This is a genomic window from Streptomyces sp. TLI_55 (assembly GCF_900206255.1).
GTDB classification, from domain to species: Bacteria; Actinomycetota; Actinomycetes; order Streptomycetales; family Streptomycetaceae; genus Streptomyces; species Streptomyces aquilus.
Genome location: NZ_OAOJ01000001.1, coordinates 1,866,235 through 1,890,226, shown reverse-complemented (window position 1 = coordinate 1,890,226; position 23,992 = coordinate 1,866,235). Strand labels below are relative to the sequence as shown.

Annotated in this window: 24 protein-coding genes; 10 read left to right on the top strand and 14 right to left on the bottom strand. The window is 71.9% G+C overall.

The genetic code is table 11. From position 1 onward, the window contains the following. Window positions 1–7: 7 nt before the first annotated feature. Both CRP56_RS08795 and CRP56_RS08790 read right to left on the bottom strand, forming a co-directional pair. A complete protein-coding gene (locus CRP56_RS08795; RefSeq protein ID WP_097261935.1) occupies window positions 8–1,324 on the bottom strand; it encodes a serine-threonine protein kinase in 1,317 nt (438 codons plus the stop codon). Between the two features lie 107 nt (window positions 1,325–1,431). Continuing rightward, on the bottom strand, window positions 1,432–2,667 hold the full coding sequence (locus CRP56_RS08790) for an exo-beta-N-acetylmuramidase NamZ family protein (RefSeq protein ID WP_097261933.1): 1,236 nt from the start codon (window positions 2,665–2,667) through the stop codon (window positions 1,432–1,434). Window positions 2,668–2,829: 162 nt separating this feature from the next. Between CRP56_RS08790 and CRP56_RS08785 the strand changes: the two genes are divergently transcribed. The 3 genes from CRP56_RS08785 to CRP56_RS08775 are packed head-to-tail and all read left to right on the top strand — an operon-like array spanning window position 2,830 to window position 5,898. Beyond that, window positions 2,830–3,603 (top strand): SDR family oxidoreductase, encoded by a 774-nt coding sequence (locus tag CRP56_RS08785; protein WP_097261930.1) that lies wholly within the window; start codon window positions 2,830–2,832, stop codon window positions 3,601–3,603. After that, entirely contained in the window at window positions 3,600–5,267 is a 1,668-nt protein-coding gene (locus CRP56_RS08780) for a class I adenylate-forming enzyme family protein (RefSeq protein WP_097261927.1), read from the top strand. The genes CRP56_RS08785 and CRP56_RS08780 overlap by 4 nt, the downstream gene beginning before the upstream one ends. A 37-nt stretch (window positions 5,268–5,304) precedes the next feature. Continuing rightward, entirely contained in the window at window positions 5,305–5,898 is a 594-nt protein-coding gene (locus CRP56_RS08775) for a TetR/AcrR family transcriptional regulator (RefSeq protein WP_097261925.1), read from the top strand. Here the strand turns inward: CRP56_RS08775 and CRP56_RS08770 are convergent. The 4 genes from CRP56_RS08770 to CRP56_RS08755 all read right to left on the bottom strand — a co-directional run bounded on the left by CRP56_RS08770 (window position 5,834) and on the right by CRP56_RS08755 (window position 9,669). Next, window positions 5,834–6,757, bottom strand: a complete 924-nt coding sequence (locus tag CRP56_RS08770) for a LysR family transcriptional regulator (protein ID WP_097261922.1) — start codon at window positions 6,755–6,757, stop codon at window positions 5,834–5,836. The two genes, CRP56_RS08775 and CRP56_RS08770, sit on opposite strands and share 65 nt — an antisense overlap. A gap of 171 nt (window positions 6,758–6,928) precedes the next feature. Further along, window positions 6,929–8,143 (bottom strand): acyl-CoA dehydrogenase, encoded by a 1,215-nt coding sequence (locus CRP56_RS08765; RefSeq protein ID WP_097261919.1) that lies wholly within the window; start codon window positions 8,141–8,143, stop codon window positions 6,929–6,931. A 6-nt stretch (window positions 8,144–8,149) separates the two neighbouring features. Next, on the bottom strand, window positions 8,150–9,172 hold the full coding sequence (locus tag CRP56_RS08760) for a phosphotransferase family protein (protein WP_097261917.1): 1,023 nt from the start codon (window positions 9,170–9,172) through the stop codon (window positions 8,150–8,152). A 200-nt stretch (window positions 9,173–9,372) separates the two neighbouring features. Next, the gene (locus CRP56_RS08755) at window positions 9,373–9,669 is read right to left on the bottom strand and encodes a hypothetical protein (RefSeq protein ID WP_097261915.1); all 297 of its coding nucleotides are present in this window, start codon (window positions 9,667–9,669) and stop codon (window positions 9,373–9,375) included. Between the two features lie 112 nt (window positions 9,670–9,781). Here CRP56_RS08755 and CRP56_RS08750 point away from each other — a divergent pair, with 112 nt between their 5' ends. Beyond that, window positions 9,782–10,759 carry an NADP-dependent oxidoreductase gene (locus CRP56_RS08750; protein WP_097261912.1) on the top strand — a complete coding sequence of 326 codons (978 nt, stop codon included), beginning with the start codon at window positions 9,782–9,784 and terminating at the stop codon, window positions 10,757–10,759. A gap of 75 nt (window positions 10,760–10,834) precedes the next feature. Here CRP56_RS08750 and CRP56_RS08745 read toward each other — a convergent pair whose 3' ends face one another. Continuing rightward, window positions 10,835–11,161 (bottom strand): DUF202 domain-containing protein, encoded by a 327-nt coding sequence (locus CRP56_RS08745; protein WP_373559634.1) that lies wholly within the window; start codon window positions 11,159–11,161, stop codon window positions 10,835–10,837. After that, on the bottom strand, window positions 11,158–11,550 hold the full coding sequence (locus tag CRP56_RS08740) for a YidH family protein (protein ID WP_097261910.1): 393 nt from the start codon (window positions 11,548–11,550) through the stop codon (window positions 11,158–11,160). The genes CRP56_RS08745 and CRP56_RS08740 overlap by 4 nt, the downstream gene beginning before the upstream one ends. Window positions 11,551–11,612: 62 nt before the next feature. On the opposite strand from CRP56_RS08740, the gene CRP56_RS08735 reads away from it, so the two are divergent. Next, on the top strand, window positions 11,613–12,386 hold the full coding sequence (locus CRP56_RS08735) for a hypothetical protein (protein WP_097261907.1): 774 nt from the start codon (window positions 11,613–11,615) through the stop codon (window positions 12,384–12,386). Here CRP56_RS08735 and CRP56_RS08730 read toward each other — a convergent pair. Beyond that, on the bottom strand, window positions 12,368–12,883 hold the full coding sequence (locus tag CRP56_RS08730; protein ID WP_097261905.1) for an NUDIX hydrolase: 516 nt from the start codon (window positions 12,881–12,883) through the stop codon (window positions 12,368–12,370). The genes CRP56_RS08735 and CRP56_RS08730 overlap by 19 nt on opposite strands. Window positions 12,884–13,042: 159 nt before the next feature. Continuing rightward, the gene (locus tag CRP56_RS08725) at window positions 13,043–13,936 is read right to left on the bottom strand and encodes a DMT family transporter (RefSeq protein ID WP_097261902.1); all 894 of its coding nucleotides are present in this window, start codon (window positions 13,934–13,936) and stop codon (window positions 13,043–13,045) included. Between the two features lie 421 nt (window positions 13,937–14,357). Here CRP56_RS08725 and CRP56_RS08720 point away from each other — a divergent pair, with 421 nt between their 5' ends. The 4 genes from CRP56_RS08720 to CRP56_RS08705 all read left to right on the top strand — a co-directional run bounded on the left by CRP56_RS08720 (window position 14,358) and on the right by CRP56_RS08705 (window position 18,287). Continuing rightward, a complete protein-coding gene (locus tag CRP56_RS08720) occupies window positions 14,358–15,308 on the top strand; it encodes a hypothetical protein (protein ID WP_097261900.1) in 951 nt (316 codons plus the stop codon). Between the two features lie 30 nt (window positions 15,309–15,338). Further along, on the top strand, window positions 15,339–16,862 hold the full coding sequence (locus CRP56_RS08715) for an APC family permease (RefSeq protein ID WP_097261897.1): 1,524 nt from the start codon (window positions 15,339–15,341) through the stop codon (window positions 16,860–16,862). A gap of 74 nt (window positions 16,863–16,936) precedes the next feature. Beyond that, window positions 16,937–17,683: a molybdopterin-dependent oxidoreductase gene (locus CRP56_RS08710; protein WP_097261895.1), complete on the top strand. Its 747-nt coding sequence runs from the start codon at window positions 16,937–16,939 to the stop codon at window positions 17,681–17,683. Further along, the gene (locus CRP56_RS08705; RefSeq protein ID WP_097261893.1) at window positions 17,667–18,287 is read left to right on the top strand and encodes a cytochrome b/b6 domain-containing protein; all 621 of its coding nucleotides are present in this window, start codon (window positions 17,667–17,669) and stop codon (window positions 18,285–18,287) included. The genes CRP56_RS08710 and CRP56_RS08705 overlap by 17 nt, the downstream gene beginning before the upstream one ends. Window positions 18,288–19,448: 1,161 nt before the next feature. On the opposite strand, the gene CRP56_RS08695 is transcribed toward CRP56_RS08705, so the two are convergent. Together CRP56_RS08695 and CRP56_RS08690 are read right to left on the bottom strand one after the other, a co-directional pair. After that, window positions 19,449–20,846, bottom strand: coding sequence for a GntP family permease (locus tag CRP56_RS08695; RefSeq protein ID WP_097261888.1), 1,398 nt, complete (start codon window positions 20,844–20,846; stop codon window positions 19,449–19,451). 45 nt (window positions 20,847–20,891) lie between these two features. After that, entirely contained in the window at window positions 20,892–21,398 is a 507-nt protein-coding gene (locus tag CRP56_RS08690; RefSeq protein WP_097273852.1) for a gluconokinase, read from the bottom strand. Between the two features lie 148 nt (window positions 21,399–21,546). On the opposite strand from CRP56_RS08690, the gene CRP56_RS08685 reads away from it, so the two are divergent. Then, a complete protein-coding gene (locus tag CRP56_RS08685; RefSeq protein ID WP_097261886.1) occupies window positions 21,547–22,248 on the top strand; it encodes a FadR/GntR family transcriptional regulator in 702 nt (233 codons plus the stop codon). Here CRP56_RS08685 and CRP56_RS08680 read toward each other — a convergent pair. Further along, window positions 22,245–22,625, bottom strand: coding sequence for a YchJ family protein (locus tag CRP56_RS08680; protein WP_097261884.1), 381 nt, complete (start codon window positions 22,623–22,625; stop codon window positions 22,245–22,247). The two genes, CRP56_RS08685 and CRP56_RS08680, sit on opposite strands and share 4 nt — an antisense overlap. Window positions 22,626–22,636: 11 nt before the next feature. After that, window positions 22,637–23,980 carry a M1 family metallopeptidase gene (locus CRP56_RS08675; protein ID WP_097261882.1) on the bottom strand — a complete coding sequence of 448 codons (1,344 nt, stop codon included), beginning with the start codon at window positions 23,978–23,980 and terminating at the stop codon, window positions 22,637–22,639. Between the last annotated feature and the right edge of the window lie 12 nt (window positions 23,981–23,992).

The window sequence follows — 23,992 nt, the reverse complement described above, 5'->3', positions numbered from 1 at the left end:
CGGCGGGTCAGCGGATGCGGCCCGCCGCCACCACCACCTGCGCCAGCTCCCGGTGCACGATGTCGCTGTGCGCCCCGGCCGGCGCCTTGCCGTCCTTCACCACCGACGCCGCGTCGATGTTCACGCACCCGGACGTCGGCAGCGGGGTCCTGAGCGCGTCGGCGAGCTTCCACGCGCGCGTGCCCGGCACCGCCTGCACCCCGTCGTGGCCCATCGCCCCCCACTTGGCGCCCAGCATCCGCCCGATGTCCAGGGCGGCCCCCTCCGCGTCCCCGGCCATGCGCGAGGCGAGTGGATACATGGTGCTCAGCGCCATGTCGAAGTGGGAGTAGCAGCACACCAGCGGGCCGTCGATGCGGTTCTGCTGCCCGTGCAACACCCCGCCCGCGCGCGCGTCGTGCGGCAGCCGGGCGGCGAACGCGTAGTGCGAGAAGGCCCCTTGGAGCAGCGTCACCGACTTCACCGTGCGCACCCCCTCGGGCAGCCCGCGCAGCGCGAACGACACCAGGCGCCCGCCGAAGCTGTGCCCGACGAGATGCACCCGCACCTCGGGCCGCTTGGCCGCGAGCTGCCCGATGACTCTCCCGAGCCCCCGCTCACCGACCGTCCCAGCACGCCGTTTCATCGCGTAGTACGTCGCCTGCCGCAGCAACTCGTGCGCCCCGTCCCAGGGGTTGGGGAGCGAGAATCCCTCCGTCACGCCGTCCGGCGCCTCGATCTCGGCGAGCCCCCGCGCGAAGTCCCCGCACACCCCGGCCGCGGGTCCGGAGAACATGTCCGGCTCGCTCTGCGGCACGCCTTCCGCGAGGGTGTCCGCCCCGAACAGCGCCTGCGGCCCCGCCGGCACCACCTCGACCAGCAGCCGCACCAGCCGCCTGAACTCCTCCAACTCGGCGTCCTCGCGCGGCTGCTGGTCCAGCAGCCGCGCGATCTGGTCGATCACGGTGGCCCGGCCGGGGAAGGTCTCAAGGAGCGCGTGCCGGGTGTCCTTGTCCAGCGCCGGCCGCCGTGTGGTCTCGGCCGTCACCGACCTCGGGAAGTCCGGGATGGGCTCGTCGCAGAACCGCATCGACGGCCACACGACTCCCACGTACCCGAGCTTCGCCTGCGGCGCGAGCTCGGGGATCGGCGCGAAGAAGCGGCTGCAGAGCCGCGTCGCCCCCGAACGGTCGTTGTTCCAGCCGTGCGCGAAGACGATCAGATCCTTGACGCCGTGCTCCGCGACACCGGCCAGCAGCCGGTCCCGCCGTGCGCCGTCCGGGTCACCGTCCGCGTCGAACGTCAGCTCCCAGTACGGGCTCACGCTCATTGCCGGATCCGCCATGACAGGCCCCCTTGTCCCCCGAAGCGGTGCGATGCCGTCGCATCGTCCTGCTGTGGGGCGAAGTTGGCCATACTTCGCGAGTCAACTGCCCTGTTCGGCCCAGGGGATCATCTGTACAGCAGGTACTCCTTACGGGTGCGGCGGAACGCGGCCAGCTCCTGACGCCAGCCCGCCACCACGTCGTCGACGCCCGCGCCCGCGTCGATCGCCGTCCGCACCTGCGGGGAACCGGTGAGTTTGTCGATCCAGTTGTCGGACCGCCACGCGAACCCGGACCACACACGCTTGGCGGTCACCAGCAGCCCGACCCCGGTGCGGACCGGGTCGTACGCCGCCCGGTCGTGCACATGGATCTGTACCCCGCCGACCGTCTTCCCCTGGAACTTGGAGAACGTCGGCGCGAAGTACGCCTCCCTGAAGTGCACGCCCGGCAACCCGAGTTCGTTCGCGGCGGCGGCCCACCGCCCGTCGATCCCCTCCGCGCCCAGCAGTTCGAAGGGGCGGGTGGTGCCACGGCCCTCGGACAGGTTCGTGCCCTCGAAGAGACACGTCCCCGAGTACACCAGCGCGGTGTCGGGGGTGGGCATGTTGGGGCTCGGCGGCACCCAGGGCAGGGCTGAGGCGTCGTAGAAATCAGCCCGCCTCCATCCCGTCATCAGTACGGTGTCCAGCGCGACGGGCGCGGTCAGGAACTCCCCGTTGAACAGCCGCGCCAGCTCGGCGACCGTCATGCCGTGCGCCTGCGAGATCGGCTCCCGGCCGACGAAGGTCGCGAACTCCTTGTGCAGGACAGGGCCTTCGGCGGAGCGGCCGGTGACGGGGTTCGGGCGGTCGAGCACCACGAACCGCTTCCCCGCGACCTGCGCCGCCTCCATGCAGTCGTAGAGCGTCCAGATGTACGTGTAGAAGCGGGCGCCCACGTCCTGGATGTCGAAGACGACGGTGTCGACGCCGGACGCGGTGAAGACGTCGGCGAGGGGTTGGCCGCTCTTCAGGTACGTGTCGTAGACGGGGAGCCCGGTGGCGGGGTCGTCGTAGCGGCCCTCGGAGCCGCCCGCCTGCGCGGTGCCGCGGAAGCCGTGCTCGGGGCCGAAGACGGCCACCAGGTTCACGCGGGGGTCGGCGTGCATGACGTCGACGATGTGGCGGGCGTCCCGGGTGATGCCGGTGGGGTTGGTGACGATGCCTACGCGCTGGCCGTTCAGGAGGGTGTAGCCGTCGGCGGAGAGTCGTTCGAAGCCGGTACGCAGGTGGCGGTGGGGGGCCGCGGAGGCCGGGGGTGCGGAGGAGAGTGCGGTTGCTGCCGTCGTCGCTGCGAGGAGGGCTCGTCTGGATAGGCGCATGAGGGGCACGGTATTGCTCCCGCCGGTTGTGTGGAAGGTGCGGGTGAGTCGTGGCTTGTCGCGCAGTTCCCCGCGCCCCTAGCGGCATGACCTCGCCCCTTCCTAGAGACATACCGACCGGTTAGTCTGGCCGAAGTCTGGAGCCGCAGTCGAAGGAGACCGATGGTGGAAGCCGTGCAGGGTGCTGGTGTCGTCGTCACCGGAGCCGGGGGAGGGATCGGGGCCGCCCTCGCGCGGCGGTTCGCCGCCGAAGGGGCCCGTGTCGTCGTCAACGATCTCGACGCCGACCGGGCCAAGGCCGTCGCCGACGAGATCGGTGGCGTCGCCGTGCCCGGAGACGCCTCCGCCGTCGTCGCCGATGCCCGGGCCGCGCTCGGCGGGACCGTCGACGTCTACTGCGCCAACGCCGGTGTCGCCTTCGGTGGTCCGGACGTGGACGATCTCGCCGACGCCAAGGCCTGGGAGCTGTCCTGGGACGTCAACGTCATGGCACACGTGCGTGCCGCGCATGAACTGCTGCCGGCGTGGCTGGAGCGGGGCAGCGGGCGGTTCGTGTCGACCGTGTCCGCGGCCGGACTGCTGACCATGATCGGCGCCGCCCCGTACGCCGTCACCAAGCACGGGGCGTACGCCTTCGCCGAGTACCTGTCGCTGACCTACCGGCACCGCGGGATCAAGGTCCACGCCATCTGCCCCCAGGGCGTGCGCACCGACATGCTCGCCGCCACCGGCAGCGCGGGCGACCTGGTGCTCAAGCCGACCGCCGTCGAGCCGGAGGACGTGGCCGAGGCGCTCTTCAAGGGCATCGAGGAGGACCGCTTCCTGATCCTCCCGCACCCCGAGGTCGCCGCCTACTACCAGGCCCGGGCCGCCGAGCCCGACCGCTGGCTGGCCGGCATGAACCACATCCAGCAGAAGTGGGAGGAGGCCCGGTGACCGACTCCCTGTACGCCGCCAAGCCCTGGGTCGCCCTGCTCAGCGACGCCCAGCGCGCGCCGATCGACCCCGCCGACTCGCTGGTGCACGCCCTGCGCACGGCAGCCTCCGAGGTCCCCGACCGCACCTTCCTCGCCTATTTCGACGGGCGGCTCAGCTACCGCGAGGTCGACGAGCTGAGCGACTCCGTCGCCGGGCATCTCGCCGCGCGCGGCCTTGCGCGCGGCGACCGTGTGGCGATCCTGCTGCAGAACTCCCCGCACTTCCTGCTCGCTCTCCTCGGCGCGTGGAAGGCGGGCGCGACCGTCGTGCCCGTCAACCCCATGTACAAGGCGGGGGAGGTCACCCACGTCCTGCGGGACGGCGAGGTGGCCGCGCTGATCTGCTCCGACCGGGCCTGGGAGTCGTATCTGCGCGAGACGGCCGCCGACTCGCCGGTGCGGATCGTGCTCACCGGGTGCGAGCTGGACTTCCAGACGCGCAACGACGCGCGCGTGCTGAGCTTCGAGCGGCTGCCGCGGGCCGCCGACGCCGAGGACCTGACGGCCGTGGCGCGGGCGGGACTCAAGGCGCCGGAGGGCCGGGACCCCGAGCCGTCCGACATCGCCCTCATCAGCTACACCTCGGGCACCAGCGGGGCTCCCAAGGGAGCCACCAACACGCACGCCAACCTCATGTACAACGCCGAGCGGCAGCGGACCGGGCTCGAACTGCCCGACGCGCCCGTGTACTTCGCGCTGGCGCCGCTGTTCCACATCACCGGCATGGTCTGCCAGCTCGGCGCCTGTCTGAGCAGCGCGGGCACGCTCGTGCTGGCGTACCGCTTCGAGGCGGGCGTCGTCCTCGACGCGTTCGCCGAGCACGGCCCGCACTACACCGTGGGCCCGTCGACGGCCTTCATGGCGCTGGCAGCGCACCCGGACGTCACCCGCGACCACTTCGCCTCCTTCCGGATGATCTCCTCCGGCGGCGCCCCGCTGCCGCCCGCCCTGGTGGAGAAGTTCCGGGCCGCCTTCGGGCCGTACATCCGCAACGGCTACGGCCTCACCGAGTGCACCGCCCCCTGCGCCTCCGTGCCGCCCACCCTGGAGGCCCCCGTCGACCCGGTGTCGGGGACGCTGGCCGTGGGCCTGCCGGGGCCCGACACGGTCGTACGGATCGTCGACGACCAGGGCGCCGAGGTGCCCTTCGGAGAGCAGGGCGAGATCGTCGTCCGCGGCCCGCAGGTCGTGCCCGGCTACTGGCGCCGCCCCGACGCCACCGCCGAGACCTTCCCCGACGGCGAGCTGCGCACCGGCGACATCGGCTTCATGGACGAGCAGGGCTGGCTGTACGTCGTCGACCGCAAGAAGGACATGATCAACGCGTCCGGCTTCAAGGTCTGGCCGCGCGAGGTCGAGGACGTGCTCTACACCCACCCGGCGGTGCGCGAGGCGGCCGTCGTCGGCGTGCCCGACGGGTACCGCGGGGAGACCGTGAAGGCGTACATCAGCCTGCGCCCGGGGGCCGACACGGACCCGGATGAACTCGCGGTGTACTGCAAGGAGAGACTGGCCGCCTACAAATACCCGAGGCAGGTGGAGATACTCTCCGACCTGCCGAAGACGGCGACGGGGAAGATCCTCCGTCGGGAACTGCGTTCCCGCGGGCAGGCCGAGCAGTAGAACGCGCAAGAGCGAACGGAAGGGCAGGTGGCGGCAGGTGGCCAGGACGAACGACGGGGACGGTACGCCCGTCCCGCAGCGGCTGCTGGCCGCCGCCACCCGGCTCTTCGCCGAGCAGGGCTACGACCGCACCTCCGTGCAGGAGATCGTCGAGGCGGCCGGCGTCACCAAGGGGGCGCTGTACCACTACTTCGGCTCCAAGGACGACCTGCTGCACGAGGTGTACGCGCGCGTGCTGCGCGTCCAGCAGGAGCGCCTCGACGCCTTCGCCAACGCCGACGAGCCCATCGAGAAGCGACTCAGGGGGGCGGCGGCGGACGTCGTCGTCACCACCATCGAGAACCTCGACGACGCGTCGATCTTCTTCCGCTCCATGCACCATCTGAGCCCGGAGAAGAACAAGCAGGTCCGCGCCGAGCGCCGGCGCTACCACGAACGCTTCCGCGCGCTGGTGGAGGAGGGCCAGGAGAGCGGGGTCTTCTCCAAGGCCACCCCGGCCGACCTGGTCGTGGACTACCACTTCGGCTCCGTCCACCACCTGTCGACCTGGTACCGCCCCGACGGCCCTATGGGCCCGCAGGAAGTCGCCGACCACCTGGCCGACCTGCTGCTGCGGGCGCTGCGCCCGTGAGGTGACCGAGCAGGGCCCCGGCCGCCGGATTGCGCGGCCTGGCCCCCCGCCCCGCCAGCACCACCGTGCGCCCCGGCTCCGGCTGCCGGATCGTCACACACGGCAGCCCGGCCCGCTCCCCGATCGGCCGGGGCACGAACGCCACCCCGATCCCGGCCCGCACCAGCTCCACCAGCAGCCCCGCCTGGGTGACGTCACAGGTGATCCGGCGCTCCAGGCCGCAGTGGGCCGCCAGCCGCCGTACGGCCGTCTCCAGGCCCGTCCCCGCCCGGAAGTCGACGAACGGCTCTTGGGCGAGGTCCTTGATGAGCGTGCGCCCCGCCTCGGCCAGCGGATGCCCCGGCGCGGTGATCAGCACCAGCTCCTCGTGCCAGGTCGCGTACGCCGTCAGCCCCTCGGGCAGCTCCCGCGCGTCCGGCGCCAGATACGCCAGGTCCAGCTCCCCGGCGCGCAGCGCCTCCGTCAGTTCGCTCACCGTCGCGTCCCGCACGGACACCTGGATGCCGGGGAAGCCCTGGTGGAACGCGGCGAGTTCGGCGGGGAGGTTGACGCAGGTCAGCGTCTGGATGGTGCCGATCGCCACCCGTCCGGCGGACAGCCCCGCCACGGCGGCCACGGCGTCCCGCGCGGCGTCTGCGCCGGCCAACAGTGCGCGGGCCTGCGGAAGCAGCGCCCGGCCCGCCTCGGTGAGCACCACCCGCCGACCCGTGCGGTCGAACAGATCGGCGCCCAGCTCCCGTTCCAGGTTGCGGACCGAGGTGCTGAGCGCCGACTGGACGATGAGCTCGGCACGGGCGGCCGCGGTGAAGCTGCCCTCGGTGACGACCGCCATGAAGTGGCGGAGCTGACGCATCTCCATCCATCTATTCTAGAGATGCAGCCCAGCTAATCCATCTGTTGGACCGCTGGCCGGCCCGCGAGCCAGCCTGGACCCATGACTCGCCGACCGACTCTCTGGCTCCGCCTCGTCTCCTTCGTCCGCGCCCTCGCGCGCGCGGACCACCACTACTCGGGCGGCTATTAGCGGCGGCTAGAGGTACTTCTTCAGCTCCCGTCGCGCCAGCGACCGCTGGTGCACCTCGTCCGGGCCGTCCGCGATCATCAGCGTCCGTGCCCCCGCGTACAGCTCGGCCAGCGGGAAGTCCTGGCTGACGCCGCCCGCGCCGTGCAGCTGGATCGCGCGGTCGATGATGTCGACCACCGCACGCGGGGTGGCGATCTTGATGGACTGGATCTCGGTGTGGGCGCCCCGGTTGCCGACGGTGTCCATCAGCCAGGCCGTCTTCAGGACCAGCAGCCGCAGCTGCTCGACCGTCACGCGCGCGTCGGCGATCCAGTTGTGCACCACGCCCTGCTGGGCCAGCGCCTTGCCGAAGGCATTGCGGGACACGGCCCGCCGGCACATCAGCTCGATCGCCCGCTCGGCCATGCCGATCAGCCGCATGCAGTGGTGGATACGGCCCGGACCGAGGCGGGCCTGCGCGATGGCGAAGCCGCCGCCCTCCTCGCCGATGAGATTCGCGACCGGCACGCGCGCGTGGTCGAAGATCACCTCGGCGTGGCCGCCGTGGTAGTGGTCCTCGTACCCGAAGACCTTCATGGCGCGCTTGACCGTGACGCCCGGGGTGTCGCGCGGGACCAGCACCATGGACTGCTGGCGGCGGATGTCGGACCCGTCCGGGTCCGTCTTGCCCATCACGATGAAGATCTTGCAGTCCGGGTTCATCGCCCCGGAGATGTACCACTTGCGGCCGGTGATCACGTAGTCGTCGCCGTCGCGCTCGATGTACGTGGTGATGTTGGTGGCGTCCGAGGAGGCCACCTCCGGCTCGGTCATCGCGAACGCCGAGCGGATCTCACCGGCCAGCAGCGGCTCCAGCCACTGCTTCTTCTGCTGCTCGTCGCCGAACTGGGAGAGCACCTCCATGTTGCCGGTGTCCGGCGCCGCGCAGTTCAGCGCGGTCGGCGCCAGCTGCGGGGAACGGCCGGTGATCTCGGCGAGCGGCGCGTACTGGAGGTTGGTCAGCCCGGCACCGTACTCGGCGTCGGGCAGGAAGAGGTTCCACAGGCCCTGCCTGCGCGCCTCCGCCTTCAGCTCCTCCACCACGGCCGGGGTGTCCCACGGGGACGCCAGCGCGGCCCGCTGCTCCTCCGCCACCGCCTCGGCCGGGTAGACGTACTCGTCCATGAAGGCGAGCAGCTTGGCGCGCAGTTCCTCAGTGCGCGCGTCGAACGCGAAGTCCATGGCGGGTCAGCCTTCCTGAAGGGTGGTGAGGCCGTGCTGGATGAAGACGGGGACGAGGTCGCCGATGCGGTCGAAGCCGCGGCCGACCGTCTGGCCCAGGGTGTAGCGGTAGTGGATGCCCTCCAGGATCACGGCGAGCTTGAACCACGCGAACGCCGTGTACCAGGAGACCTGGGAGACATCGCGTCCCGAGCGGGCCGCGTACCGCTCGACCAGCTCGGCCGGAGCGGGATGCCCGGGCGCCTCGGCGGTCGTGGACACGGGGGAGTCGGGCATGCCGAGCGGCAGGCTGTACATGACCAGCAGGCCCAGGTCGGTGAGCGGGTCGCCGAGGGTCGACATCTCCCAGTCGAGGATCGCCTTGATCTTGTCGTCGCCCCCGATGAGGACGTTGTCGAGCCGGTAGTCGCCGTGGATGACCGTGGCCGCCGGAGAGGCCGGCAGTCGGCGGCCCAGCGTCGCGTGCAGCTCGTCGATGCCGGCCAGCTCGCGGTTGCGGGAGGCGTCCAGCTGCTTGCCCCAGCGGCGCAGCTGCCGGTCCAGGAAGCCCTCGGGCCGGCCGAAGTCGGCGAGGCCCACCTCGGCGGGGTCCGCCGCGTGCAGCTCGACGAGCGTGTCCACGAGCGCCAGCACCGCGTCACGCGTGCGTGCCGGGCCGAGCGGAACCAGCTGGTCAGCCGTGCGGTACGGCGTGCCCTCGACGAACTCCATGACGTAGAACGGCGCCCCGAGCACCTCCTCGTCCTCGCACAGCAGCAGCGGCTCGGGCACCGGCACACTCGTCGGGTGCAGCGCGCTGATCACCCGGTGCTCGCGCTTCATGTCGTGCGCGGTGGCCAGGACGTGGCCGAGCGGAGGACGTCGTACGACCCAGCGCGAGGTGCCGTCGGAGACCGTGTACGTGAGGTTCGACCGTCCGCCCTCGATCAGCCGGCCGGTCAGGGGGCCGTTGACCAGACCGGGCCGCTCGCGGTCGAGCAGACCGCGCAGCCGGTCGAGGTCCAGTCCGGGCGGATGGTCCGGGCTCATACATCGCTCCTACGGGCAGGTGAACGGGTCTGCACCTCATGATGCCGACCGGTCGGTATGCCGTCCAGTGGGTGGAGCGAAAGTGATCCGGGCCACGATAGGCGGACGGCTCCCCGCGCGGTGCGACGAGGAGCCGTGGAGCTGTTTTCCGCGTGCCTTCCGCGTGCCTTCGGCGTGCTTTTTCGGCGCCCTTCGGCAGCTCAGTGATCGTCCCAGTGGCCGTTGTGCGGGGCGTGCCGGTGGCCGTCGTGCAGATAGTCGACGTGGTCGCCGTGCAGCACGCTCTCGTGGCCGCAGTCCTGGCCGTGCTGATGGTCGTGGCCCTCGTGCGAGACGTGGCCGGCGGGCTCGCACTCGTCCCAGTGGCCACTGTGCTCGCGGTGCAGGTGCCCGTCGTGTGCGTAGTCGACGTGGTCGCCGTGCCGGACCTCGGTGTGTCCGCAGTCGGGGCCGTGGGCGTGCGCGTGGGAGGCGTGTTCCTGGTGGACGGTGGTCATGTTGCTCACCTTCGGAGATGTTGCCGATGACGCCGGACAGGCTGCCACGCGAACGCCGCAAATCCGGGCATCCCGCTTGCGTGGCGCCCTACTACCCCGGAGGGTCGGTGCCATGAAGGCCATCAGCTACGCACGCTACGGCGGCCCCGAGGTCCTCGCGTACGGTGACGTCCGCGACCCCAAGGTCGGCGTCGACGGGGTCCTGGTCAAGGTCCGCGCGGCGGCCGTCAACCCGGTCGACTGGCACTGCCGCGAGGGACATCTGGACCGCGTCCTCGACCCGGTGTTCCCGGTGGTCCCCGGCTGGGACGTCTCCGGTGTCGTGGTCGGACTCGGCGTCTCCGTCACGGAGTTCGAGGTCGGCGACGAGGTGATCGGCTACGTCCGCGAGGACTTCCTGTCCCGTGGCACCTTCGCCGAGTACGTGGCCGCCCCGGTGCGCACCCTCGCCCACAAGCCGCGCAACCTCTCCTTCGAGGAGGCGGCCGGCCTGCCGCTGACCGGGCTGACGGCCTACCAGGTGCTCGTCAAGGCGCTGCAGGTCAAGCGCGGCGAGACGGTCCTCGTGCACGCCGCGGCCGGCGGCGTCGGCTCGATCGCGGTCCAGCTCGCCCGGCACTTCGGCGCCCGCGTCATCGGCACGGCGAGCCCGCGCAACCACGACTTCGTACGCGGCCTCGGCGGCGATCCGGTCGCCTACGGCGAAGGCCTGGCCGAACGGGTGCGCGGGCTGGCCCCCGAGGGCGTGGACGCGGCGTTCGACACGATCGGCGGCGAGACCCTCACGGTCTCGGCCAACCTTCTGGCCCCCGAGGGCCGCCTGGTCTCCATCGCGGACGGCGAGGTCGTCGCCTACGGCGGCCGCTACTACTGGGTCCGCCCCGACGCCGACGACCTCCAGCGCCTGTCCGAGCTCGCGGAACAGGGCGTGGTCTCGGTGCACGTGTCGGAGACCTTCCCGCTGGAGCGGGCGGCCGAGGCACAGCGGCTGAACCAGGAGGGGCGGACCAGGGGGAAGATCGTGGTCACGGTGGACTGGGAGACGGAGGGCGAGGAGGGACAGGAGGGCCAGGAGGGCCCGGGGCTCTAGAACCGGCGAGGAGGCCAGGGAGGCCAGGGAGGGCAGAGTCTTCAGAAGCCCAGGGTCTTCAGAAGCCCAGGGTCTTCAGAAGACCAGCGCCGCCCCGCACACCGCCACGGCCACCGTGCACAGCGCCGTGGCCGTGGCATGTCGCGGGGTGAGCGCTGCCGGGGCCCCGGTCGCGGCGAGCGCGCGGATCCGGCGGTGCGCGAGCAGCAGGAAGCCCAGCCACAGGACGGTGCTCAGGGCGCACGCGACGACACCGACCGGCGACACCCCGCCGTGCAGCGCGGCCTTCATGGCGAGCACGGCGGAGACGGTGCCGGACAGGGTCGTACGACGCCACGCGAGCCGTGTGCGCTCCGGCTGGAGTCCCGGGTCGCGTCCGGCGTCCGCGACCACCGCGCTCACCCCTCCCACCCGACGAGCACGACGAAGACCATCACGAGCGCGACGACCGCCACGACGATGCTCAGCAGCGCCGGGAACCTCGACACCGGCAGATCCTCGCCCCGGCGCATCGCCCGCTCGCAGCGCGTCCAGTGGTTGACCGCGCGCAGGGAGCACAGCACACCGGCGCCCAGCAGCGCGAGCGCCAGCCCGACCCGCCAGCCCCAGCGCAGGTCCGGCAGGAACTGGTCCACGGCGAAGCCCCCGCCGATCAGCGCGAGCGCGGTGCGCAGCCAGGCCAGGAAGGTGCGCTCGTTGGCGAGCGAGAACCGGTAGTCGGGCGTACCGCCTTCTTCCCGAACCTCCTCGGGCGCGAACCAGAGCCGGACGTTCCGTGCGAATTCGATCACGCGAAGGACCCTACCGGGCGGGGACGGGGGCGTTGTCAGTGGCGGTCGCTACGGTTCGGGGCATGGATCTTCCCTCGCCGCTCGCCGGGTACGCGGCGCCCGGTCATGGCATCGCCCCCGCCGAGCACCTGCTCGACCTGCCGGGGTTCTGGCCGGTGTTCTACGCACCGGTCTGGGACGAGTTCGCGGCGGACCCCGAGGTCTTCGGCGCCGACACGGCGGACGTCGACGAGGCGGCCGAGGTTCTCTACGGGCGGGAGGAGGTCTGGCCGGCGTTCCGCGTTCCGCTCGCCGGCGGACATGTGCTGTGGATCGTCCACCGGAACTTCCCGGGCGAGTCCGGCACGGACTATCTGATCACGCACCCCGACTGGGACCGACACGCCGATCTGGCCGCCATCGACGGGCATTTCAGCGGACCGGGCCTGTCCTGGCCGGAGCTGCTGGCCGTGGCCGGGTCGGCGCCGGACGGGGGCGAGGGCGTACGGGACGCGGACCGGCGTCTGCTCCTGCTGCTGCCCGCCTTCGGCGACGCGGACGTGCCGGTCGCGGCGGCCGTGGAGCGGATATCCGTGGCGCTCCGGGCCGTGGGCGTGGCTCCCGAGGCGGCGCCCGAGGTGGCCGAGCGGCTGCTGGACCACGACTTCTGGGACGGGCCCACCTGGACGTTCCAGGGCCAGAGCCCGCTCAGTGGCGGCACCCCCACCGAGCCGAGCCCGCTCGCCGTCTGCGACGGTCGCCACAGCCCGCGCGCGGCACCGCTCGGCTCACGCCTCACCGCGTCCCAGGCCCACGCCCTGGCGAACGCCCTGGGGGGTCAGCCGGCCGCCCGGTGAACCCGCAGCCGCGCGTAGGCGTCCAGCCCGTCCGGCACCCACTTCCACTCGGTGAGCCGCCGCTCCACCTCGTCCTCCGTCAGGAAGTCGTGCCAGGCGACCTCCTCCACCTGCGGACTGACCGGAAGCTCGCAGCGGACCTCGTACACCGCCGACCACCAGCTCTGCCCGGCCCCGTCGTCGTACAGGAACTTGAAGAGGAAGGCCGGCTCCGGCAGCCCGCTGACGCCCAGCTCCTCCTCGGCCTCGCGCAGTGCCGCGTCGTCGTAGGACTCGCCCGCGCCGACCACGCCGCCGACCCACATGTCGTACAGCGAGGGGAAGACCAGCTTGGTCGGGGTACGGCGATGCACGAAGAGCCGACCGTCCGCGTCCCGCGCCTGGATGAAGACGCAGCGGTGCCGCAACCCACGGGCGTAGGCCTCACCGCGCGGGACCTGCCCGACGACTTGGTCGTGCTCGTCGACGATGTCGAGGATCTCGTCAGCAGCGCTCATGGGTCCCATCCAAGCAGCCTGGCCTTTCCGAGCCGCCTGGGGGCAACGCCCCCAGGGGCGCGGGGCTGTGTCGATCAGCGGCTCCGCCGCGGGGCGCGCCCAGCCCCCACAAACCCGCAGCCGACACACCTCTCCGCACCCCAACGGCGAATGGTCGCCTCAGTTCGGCTGAAGCCTCCGAGCCCGAACACCCTCCCCGGCCCCACACGGCATGGCCGGATGCATCCCGAGCAGCACGATGCCCACGACAACCGCCGCAAGCCCCACCGCCTCCCACGCCAGTGCCCCGGTGTCGGTGCGCAGCCGGTCGCCGAGGAAGCCGACGCCGCAGATGATCCCGGCGAGCGGCTGGGCGGCGGTGAGGGCGGGCAGGGACATCCGCAGCGAGGCCGTCTCGAAGGCGCTCTGGACGAGGACCAGGCCGGTCACGCCGAGCGCGAGGACGGCGTACGGCTGCCAGCCGGTGAGGACCTCCATGAGGCCGCCCTCGGAGAAGCGCTGGCCGGTCACCCGGGTGAGGGCGTCCTGGACGCCGTAGAGGAGTCCGGCGGCCACCGCCAGCAGGGCCGGTCCCGAGCTCAGCCGCGAGCGCTTGGCGTACGTCGTCAACAGCAGCGCGAACCCGATCATGGCGCCGATGATCAGCCAGTGCCGGAAGGGGTCGGTCACCGCGGAGCCGCCGCGCGGCTCGCCCGCCATGATGAACGCCGTCACCCCGCCCGCGAGGAGCAGCAGACCCGCCCAGCCCTGCCGGCCCAGCGGCTGCTTGGTCTGGTGCCGGGAGAGGGCCATGGCGAAGAGGAGGTTGGTCGCGAGCAGGGGTTCGACCAGGGAGATCTCGCCCTGGCCCAGCGCGATCGCGCCGAGGACCATGCCCGCCACCATCAGGCCGATGCCGCCGAGCCAGCGGGGCATCCGCACGAGGTCGAGGAGCAGCCGGGGTGAGAGGAAGTCGTTCAGGGGTGCCCGCTGAGCCGCGTTCTGCTGGAGGACAAAGCCGATGCCCAGGCAGCAGGCCGCGCTCACGGCGAGAACCAGAACCAGAACCGACACGCTGCCTACCTCGATCACTCGGCCGGGCCACGGGGTGGGGAGAGGCCCGACTGTAGCGCCGTTGGGCCCGGCCTGCTCCCGGGAGTACCCGGATCCGGGCGGTTGACTCGGACCCGCACCGAGGTGCACGTCCCTTTCCGCCATGGTGAGCGCCCTGGGCGGCCGACGCCATGGCCTGCGCCACATTCATGCCGGGCCCGGGTGCGGAGATGTACGGTCAACATTCACAACTACCCCACGAGACCCACAAGTTGACGCGTGTAACACCCGTTTCGACCTTGACGGGAACCGTTGGCTGAGGGTTTGCTGTCCGTGACCATTTGCCCACGCCTTGATGATCAACTCCGTTGGTCGGCCCCGTGGGTCATCGCCCCTGCCCAACAGCCGACGTCGAGTCACGTCGCACGAGGAAGTCTCCGCGGTGTCACCACCCCCGCCTCCCCTCGGCCGCAGCCGCCGACGCGCGGCTCAGGCCTTCGACGCCGCCCTCGACGACGCCGAACTCGTCGCCGCCCGCGCCGCCTTGGCCCAGGGCCGCTGGCAGGCCGCCCGCACCCTGCTCGCCCACACGGGCGACGAGTGGGACCTGCGCGGCCACCGCGTGACCGTCCTCGCCATGGAGCCGTACAGCGCCGCCTGGGCCCGCGACTGGCTACTGGCCGAGCCCGAGTCCGCCGACGCCGCCGTCCTGCTCGCCCTCGCCCAGGTCCAGCGTGCCCTGCGCGGCAAGGAGAAGACCGACCGCGCCCGCGAGGCCTGCCGTACCGCGGCCGACCGGGTGCCCGCCGACCCCACACCCTGGTTAGGCATGCTCCTGCTGGAGCAGGGCTCGACCGCCGCCGAGAACGCGGTCCGCCTCTTCGAGCAGATCCGCGTGCGCTTCGCCGACCACCACCACGCCCACCACCTGATGGTCGCCCGCCTCGCCGAGCACCGCGCCGCCGCCGGCCCGGACCCGCTCCACGAGGTCTACGACTTCGCCAACTGGGCCGCCGAACAGGCCCCCGCCGACTCGCCGCTCGCCATCCTCCCGGTCATCGCGCACGCCGAGCGCTACCGCGTCCTCGCCGCCGCGGGACACGAGCCGGCCGACCCGGCCGCCTCCGGCCACTGGGTCGGCCGCCGGGCCCGCCAGGTGATGAAGTCGGCCTTCGACTGGTGGCTGGAGTGGGAGCACGAAGGCCACCCGCGCCGCCTCGTCGACCTCAACTTCCTCGCCCACGCCAAGGTCTGCGAGGGCCGCGGTGCCGAGGCCGCCGCCCTCTTCCACCGCATCGGCGAGCACCCCACCCCGGCCCCCTGGTCGTACCCCGACCGGGACCCCTACCCCGCCTTCCGCGCCGCCCGCGACCACGCGCTCGGCACGGTGTAACGCCCCCGAACCCAGCTAAGGACGGTCCCGATGACCACGAGCAGAGCCAGCGCCGGCGACGGCATCAGTACGTACAAGGGCGAGGAACGGGCCCTGCGCGCCGACCGCCTCGGCATCGGCGGCCTGCTGCTCTCCCTCCTGGCCGCGACCGCCCCCCTCATGGTGGTCGCGGGTGTCATGCCCACCACATTCGCGGTGATGGGCATCGTCGGACAGCCGCTGCTCTTCGTCGCCCTCGGCGTCATCCTGATCCTCTTCAGCGTCGGCTACGCCGAGATGAGCCGGCACGTCCACAACGCGGGCGCCTTCTACGCCTACATCTCCCGCGGCCTCGGCGGCACCGCCGGCGCGAGCGCGGCCCTCGTCGCCCTCGTCGCCTACAACGCCCTCCAGGTCGGCATCTACGGCATCTTCGGCTTCGAGGTCTCCGGCCTCTTCTCCACCTACGCCGACCTTGAAGTCGCCTGGTGGATACCGGCGCTCGCGGCCGTGGCCGCCGTCGGCGCGCTGGGCTGGCTGAAGATCGACGTCAACGCCAAGGTGCTCGGCGTGCTGCTGGTCATCGAGGTGGCCCTGGTCGTCATCTTCGACATCGCCGCCGTCGCCGACCCCGCCAAGGAAGGCCTGTCCCTGCACGCCTTCAACCCGGACACCCTCTCCGGCGCCGGCGTCGGCACCGCCCTGTGCTTCTGCATCGCCGCCTTCACCGGCTTCGAGCAGGCGCCCGTCTACGCCGAGGAGACCAGCCGCCCGCATGTGCTCGTCCCGCGCGCGATGTTCCTCGCCGTCGGCGGCGTCGCCGTGTTCTTCGCGCTCAGCAGCTGGGCCCTCACCGTGGCCACCGGACCCTCGGCCATCGTCGGCGAGGCCCAGAAGCAGAGCGCGGGACTGCTCTTCGGCCTCACCGAGGACCGCCTCGGCACCACCTTCACCGACGTGCTGCACTTCCTCTTCGTGACCGGCATGTTCGCGGCCCTGCTCAGCTTCCACAACGTCGTCGCCCGCTACGCCTTCGCCATGGGCCGCGAGGGCCTGCTGCCGCCCGCCTTCGGCCGTACGACGGGATCGAGCGGCGCCCCCGGCACCGGCTCGCTCCTCCAGACCGCCGTCTCCGCGGTGATCGTGATCGCCTTCGCGATCGCCGACGACAAGCCGACCGGCGACCCGACCGAGCCCGTCCTGCACCTGTTCACCTGGGGCGGCAACATCGGCGCCCTCGGTGTGATCCTGCTGATGGCCGCGGCCTCCTTCTCGGTCGTCGTGTTCTTCGCCCGCCGCGGCGCCGCCGGCGCCCAGGTCTGGCGGCTGGTCACCTCCGTGATCGCCGGGATCGCCCTGCTCGTCATCGCCGGCTACACGGTGAAGGACTTCGACGTCCTCGTCGGCGCGGGCCCCGACTCCTCCCTGAGCTGGCTGCTGCCCGGCATCATCGGCGCGTCCGTGATCGTGGGCCTCGTCCAGGGCCTGTACCTGCGTTCCCGCTCGCCGGAGGCCCATGCCCGCATCGGCCTGGGCAACGAGGCCTTCCAGCTGGACAAGGCGGCGCAGTCGTAAGAAGTGGTTACGGAAATCTGACGGGCACCCGCGAACCCTGGTCCGCCAGGGCCCGCGGGTGTTCGAATGAGTACGTGAATCCCGGACAACCCGAGGCGGACGGCCCGCACCCCGAGTCGACCGGCCGCCCCGTCGGCCGCCGCGTCCTCCTCGGCACCCTCGGCCTCGGCGCCCTGGGCGTGGTCACCGCGCCCACCCTGCAACGCGGCCTGGAGGCCTTCCTCGGCAGCGCCGCCGACAAGGACCCCACCGGCCTCACCGGCCTGCTCCCCAACGGCGGCGGCTTCCGCTACTACTCGGTCGCCTCCTCCGTCCCCCACAAGAACGCCGCGAACTATCGTCTGCGCATCGACGGCCTCGTCGACCGCCCGGCGACGTACACACTCAACGACCTGCGCGCGATGCCGCAGACCCGGATGGTCAAGGACGTCCAGTGCGTCACCGGCTGGCGGGTCCCCGACACCCCGTTCGAGGGCGTACGCCTGTCCCATCTGCTCGACGCCGCCGGCGTACGGGCCGAGGGCACCGCGATCCGCTTCTCGTGCTTCGACGGCACCTACACCGAGAGCCTCACCCTCGACCAGGCCCGCCGCGCCGACGTCCTGGTCGCCCTGCGCATGCAGGACAAGGACATCGGCCACTCCCACGGCGGCCCGGTCCGCCTGTACGTGGCCCCCATGTACTTCTACAAGTCCGCCAAGTGGCTCTCCGGCATCACCGTCACCGAGGATGTGGAGCCCGGCTACTGGGAGGGCCGCGGCTACGACGTCGACGCCTGGGTGGGCCGTTCGAACGGACGGGACGATGACCCTACGAGCTGACGCCCCGCCCGAGACCCGGATCCGCCGCTTCGGCCGCTCCCAGCGCTGGGTGCACCGCACCACGGCCGCCCTGATGGGCGTCTGCGTGGCCACCGCGGCCTGCCTCTACATCCCCCAGTTCGCCGAACTCGTGGGCCGCCGCGAGCTGGTCGTCCGCATCCACGAGTGGGCGGGCCTCGCCCTGCCGGTCCCCGTCCTGGCGGGCCTCGCCTCCCGCGCCTTCCGCGCCGACCTGGGCTTCCTCAACCGCTTCGGCCCGCACGACCGCGTGTGGCTCCGCGCGGCCCTGCACCGCGACAAACGGCCCTCGTCACGCCCGGCGGGCAAGTTCAACGCCGGGCAGAAGATCTACGCGTCCTGGATCGCCGGCGCCTCCCTGGTCATGCTCGGCACGGGCCTGCTGATGTGGTTCACCCACCTCACCCCGATCCAGTGGCGCACCAGCGCGACCTTCGTCCACGACTGGCTGGCCCTGACGATCGGCATCGTCCTCGCCGGCCACATCGGCATGGCCCTGGGCGACCCGGAGGCCCGCCGCGGACTGCGGACGGGGCTGGTCAGCCGGGAGTGGGCCGAACGGGAGCACTCCCTGTGGCGTCGCTGACCGGGTCAGTGGGCCGAACGGGAGCACCTCCTGTGGCGTCGCTGACCCGCTCGGTGTCGCCGCCACATCGGGCGCCACGACGGTGAAGGCGCCCTCCGCCCGCACCTCCACGCCCCCGAACTGGACGGCCACGTCGGCCTTCTTGGGCAGCCCGCCCGGGTCGAGCGCGGGCACCACCACGTCCAGCACCACCCGGTCACCCTCCGCCGAGCCCAGCACCGGCGGTGCGTCCGGCAGCCGCCCGTCGACCAGCACCCGCCCGTCCCGCAGCAGTTCCGCCGGGTCGAAGTAGACGCCGGTCAGCTCGACCGCCACCGTCTCGCCGGGCAGCGCCTCGCCGTCACCACCGGTGTCGACACCGGACAGCCGGTAGGCGCAGGCGGCAGCGCCCCCGGAGGAGGCCTCCAGCCGTACGGTGCCGGAGGGGTGCCGCCGGTGGAAGTCGAGCAGTCCGCCGAGCACGGTGTACGCGGCCCGCCCCTTGCAGGTGTCGGCCCGCCCGGCGAGCGCGGTGTACTCCTCGGCCGCCGACGCCCAGCTGCCGCCCTTGCCCTGCACGGCGAGACAGGCCGAGGCGAGGCCGCGCAGCAGCCGCCACTCCGGGTCGGCCGACGCGGCGGGGATGCCGTCGAGGACGGCCCGGCACTCGGCGGGGGCACGCAGCCGGTCGTATCCGCTGGACGGGTCCGCGATGCCGTCGGTGTTCGGCGAGCCGGGGCCGGGCGGCAGCCATGGCGGGCTCTGGAGAAGCCGGTTGCCGGGCGAAGGGGAGGGGGAGGGGCTGGAGTTACGGGGACCTTCCGGGCTGTCGGTGACGTGCGGAGTGTGCGCGTGGCCGTCGGGCGAGGGTCGGGCCGGGCCGGGGGAGGGCAGCGGTGTCGCCCGGTGTCCCGTGGGAGTGGGGCTCGACGGACCGGCGGTGACGATTCCGCCGCCTCCGTACCCCCTGTCCGGCGTGTCCCTCCCGCCCCCGGTGAAGGCCGCGGCGGCCACCGCCACCGCTCCGGCCAGGAGCAGCCCCGAGACACGCATCCCGAGGGAAACCGCCATGACGCCCCCCACGACGACGGTAGGCCCCTGGGGCCGGCGCCCAGGGGCCTACCATCATCGGTCCATCGGCGCCCGATACGGAAGCCGGTGACAGCGATGTCGTACGTACCGCTAGATGACCAGCGAGAGCAGCAGCACCAGACCGCCCGCGACCACCGAGATGATTGTCTCCATCACCGACCAGGTCTTGATGGTCTGGCCGACGTTCAGGCCGAAGTACTCCTTGACCAGCCAGAACCCGGCGTCGTTGACATGGCTGAAGAAGAGCGAGCCGGCGCCGATGGCGAGGACCAGCAGGGCCGTGTGGGTCGTCGACATGTCGGCGGCCAGCGGGGCCACCAGACCGGCCGCGGAGACCGTGGCCACCGTCGCCGAACCGGTCGCGAGCCGGATCGCCACCGCGATCAGCCAGGCCAGCAGCAGCGCCGGGATCGACCAGTCCTTGGAGATGTCCAGGATCATCTGGCCCACGCCGGTGTCGATCAGCGTCTGCTTGAAGCCGCCGCCCGCGCCGACGATCAGCAGGATGCCCGCGATGGGCGCGAGCCCCTTCTCGACCAGCGGCGTCAGCCGCTCCTTGCCGAACCCGGCGGGCCGCAGCAGCGTGAAGATGCCGACGAGCACGGAGGCGAGCAGGGCGATCAGCGGCGAACCGATGACGTCGAAGACCCGCTGCGTGGTGTTCTCGGGGTCGTCGATCATGATGTCGACCAGCGCCTTGGAGAGCATCAGGACGACGGGGAGCAGGATCGTCGCCAGCGTCGGGCCGAAGCCGGGACGCTTCTCCAGGTCCTCGGAGACACGCTGCGGAATCATGCGGTCCGGGGCCTGGACGTCCACCCAGCGGGCGGCGTACCGGGAGAACAGCGGACCGGCGATGATCACCGTCGGGATGGCGACGAGGACGCCGAGCGCGAGCGTGACGCCCAGGTTGGCCTTGACCGCGTCGATCGCGACCAGCGGGCCGGGGTGCGGCGGGACCAGGCCGTGCATCACGGACAGACCGGCGAGCGCCGGGATGCCGATGCGCATCAGCGAGTAGTTGCCGCGCTTGGCGACCATGAGCACGACCGGGATCAGCAGGACGACGCCGACCTCGAAGAACAGCGGCAGACCGATCACCGAGGCGATGAGCACCATGGCCCACGGCATCGACCGGCCGCCCGCCTTGGCGAGGATCGTGTCGACGATCTGGTCGGCGCCGCCGGAGTCGGCGAGCATCTTGCCGAGGATCGCGCCCAGCGCGATCAGCACGCCCACACCGGCGACGGTGGTGCCGAGACCGCCGGTGAAGCTGGTGATGACCTTGTCGAGCGGCGCCCCGGCGAACGCGCCCAGCGCGAGCGAGCCGATGGTCAGCGACAGGAAGGCGTGGAGCTTGAACTGCGTGATGAGCAGGACGATGACGGCGATGCCCGCCAGGACGGCGATGCCCAGCTGAGCGTGACCGGCCGAGGTGATGGGCTCGACGGGGTCCGCTGCCAGTATCTCGACGCTGAGTCTGGTCACGGGGGTTCCCTTGCAGGTACGGGGATGGGGAGGGGAGGAGGCGAGTTACGAGAGCGCGGCGAGCGCCTTGGCGGCCCGTCCGGTGATCTCCTCGGGGCTGCCGGCCACGTCCACCACGACACCCGGCTCGTCCTCCTGGAGCGGCTGGAGGGTGGCGAACTGCGAGTCGAGCAGGGCGGTCGGCATGAAGTGCCCCTGCCGATGGGACATGCGGTCCTCGATGAGGGCGCGGTCGCCCGCGAGGTGCACGAACACGACACCGGGAGCGGCGGCGCGCAGCCGGTCGCGGTACGACCGCTTCAGCGCCGAGCAGCTGACCACCCCGCCGAGCCCCGCCCGCCCGTGCGCCCAGTCGCCGATGGCGTCCAGCCACGGCCACCGGTCGTCGTCGGTGAGCGGAGTACCGGCCGACATCTTGGCGATGTTGGCCGGCGGGTGGAAGTCGTCGCCCTCGGCGTACGGGACGCCGAGCCGAGCGGCGAGCAGCGGACCGATCGTGGTCTTGCCGGTGCCCGCGACGCCCATCACCACGACGACATGGGGGGTGTTCATCACTGCCTCACTGTCCGTTGTCTTCTTCGACAGGTCGACGCCCTCGGGCGTCGACGACACTGAAACTCATTAGGTACGACGAATTCAAGAGTCTGTGACAAATAAGTCTGACTTTTTGTTCCCGTGACATGCCCCGTACGCTGAGTGCATGAGCACACCGGGCCGGGGGCTGCACGGCCAAGTACTGGACACCCTCGGACCTGCGATCACCGCGGGTGAGTACCCGCCGGGCAGCGTTCTGCGCACCGACGAACTGGCACAGCAGTTCGAGGTCTCGCGGTCGGTGATGCGCGAGGCGGTCCGCGTGCTGGAGTCCATGCACCTGGTCGAGTCCCGCCGCCGCGTGGGTGTGACGGTCCGCCCCAAGTACGAGTGGAACGTGTACGACCCTCAGGTCATCCGCTGGCGCCTGGCCGGCGCCGACCGCCCCCAGCAGCTGCGCTCGCTGACGGTCCTGCGCTCCGCGATCGAACCGGTCGCGGCGGGCCTGGCGGCCAAGCACGCCACGGCGGAGCAGTGCGCCGAACTCACCAAGTGCGCCCTGGGCATGGTCGCCCACTCACGCGGCCACCAGCTGGAGGGCTATCTGGTCCATGACATGGCCTTCCACCGGGTGATCCTCACGGCCTCGGGCAACGAGATGTTCGCCCGTCTCGGCGACGTCGTGGCCGAGGTCCTCGCGGGCCGTACGCACCACGAGGTCATGTTCGAGGACCCCGACCCGGCCGCGGTCACCCTGCACGTCCAGGTCGCGGAGGCGGTCCGCGAGGGCGACGCGGTACGAGCGGAGGAGCTGACCCGCGAGATCACGGTGGGCGCGCTCCAGGAGCTGGACATCCTCGCGCCTTAGTTCTGGGCGGGGAACTCCCCGTCGACGTACACCCACGCCCCGTCCACCCGCTCGAACCGGCTGCGCTCGTGCAGCGAGCCGCCCCGGTAGGACGCCCGGAACTCCACGGTCCCGGTGCTGTGGAACGCGGACCCGTCCCCCGTGCCCAGGATCTCCAGCCCCGTCCACCGCATCCCCGGATCGAGGTCGAGCCGCGCCGGCCGCGTCCGCGGATGCCAGGTCCGCAGCAGATAGGCCGCGTCCTGCCGCACGAAGGCGCTGTACCGCGACCGCATGAGCGCCTCGGCGGTCGGGGCGGCGGCGGCACCGGAGTGGTACCGGCCGCAGCACTCGGCGTAGGACTTGGGCAGGCCGCAAGGGCAGGAACGCGCGTTCATGGCAGCCATTCTCAGCCCGCCGCCCGCGTCCGAGGCATCGGCAGCGGCGGCAGCGCCGCCCCGTACACCCACGCGTCGAAGACGTCGTCCAGCGGCTCGGGCGCGAACCGCGCCACATGCGCGGTGAACGTCTGGGTCGTCACCGCCCCGCCCCGGTGCAGCCCGGCCCAGCCGCGCAGCATCCGGAAGAAGGCGTCGTCGCCCATCGCGCAGCGCACCGCGTGCACGGTCAGCCCGCCGCGTTCGTAGAGCCGGTCGTCGAACATCGACTTGCGGCCCGGGTCCGCCAGCCGCAGGTCCTGCGGCAGCCCCGACAGCAACCGGTGCGCGGCGGCGGCGAGTTGCTGGGCACCACGGCCGCCCGAACGCTCCGACCACAGCCACTCCGCGTACTTCGCGAACCCCTCGTTGAGCCAGATGTGCCGCCAGTCGGCGATCGAGACACTGTTGCCGAACCACTGGTGCGCCAGCTCGTGCGCCACCAGCCGCTCCGAACTCCGCGCCCCGTCCACGTGGTTGGACCCGAAGAGCGACAAGCCCTGGGCCTCCACCGGCACATCGAGCTCCTCCTCCGTCACCACGACCGCGTACTCGTCGAAGGGATACGGCCCGAACAGCTGCTGGAAGACGTGCATCATCTGCGGCTGGCGCGCGAAGTCCCGGGAGAACTGCGGGAGGAGCTGCGCGGGGATGTGCCCGTGCTGCGGCACCCCACCCAGCCCCGGGTCGGCCAGCACCACCGTCTGGAACTTGCCGATCGCCAGCCCCACCAGATAGCTGGAGGTCGGCGCCGCCTGCTCGTACACCCAGGTCGTCGTGGACGCCTTGGTCGTACGGGTCAGCAGCCTGCCGCCCGCGACCACCGCGTACGCCGACGGCGTGGTGATCGAGATCTGGTACGACGCCTTGTCCGCGGGCCGGTCGTTGCACGGGTACCAGGACGGCGCCCCGATCGGCTGGCTCGCCACCAGCGCCCCGTCCTCCAGCTCCTCCCAACCCAGGCCGCCCCACGGACTGTTGACCGGCTTGGGGTTGCCCGACCAGTGCACCTCGACCGTGAAGGCCGCGCCCGGCCGCACCGGCTTGGCCGGGCGGACGCGCAGCTTGCCGCCGCGGTGCGTGTAGTGCGGCTGACGCCCGTCCACCCGCACCCGCCCGATCCTGAAGTCGGCGAGATTCAGGAAGAACTCGGAGAGCGGCGACCGTCCCGCTATGCCGTTGATCCGGGCCGTGCCGGACAGCCGGTTCGGGCCCGGACGGTAGTCCAACGTGAGCTCGTACCGGTGCACCCGGTAACGCGCGTCACCGTTGTCCGGGAAGTACGGGTCGGACCCCGCCGCCTGCTGAACCGCCACTGGTGTGTCTAC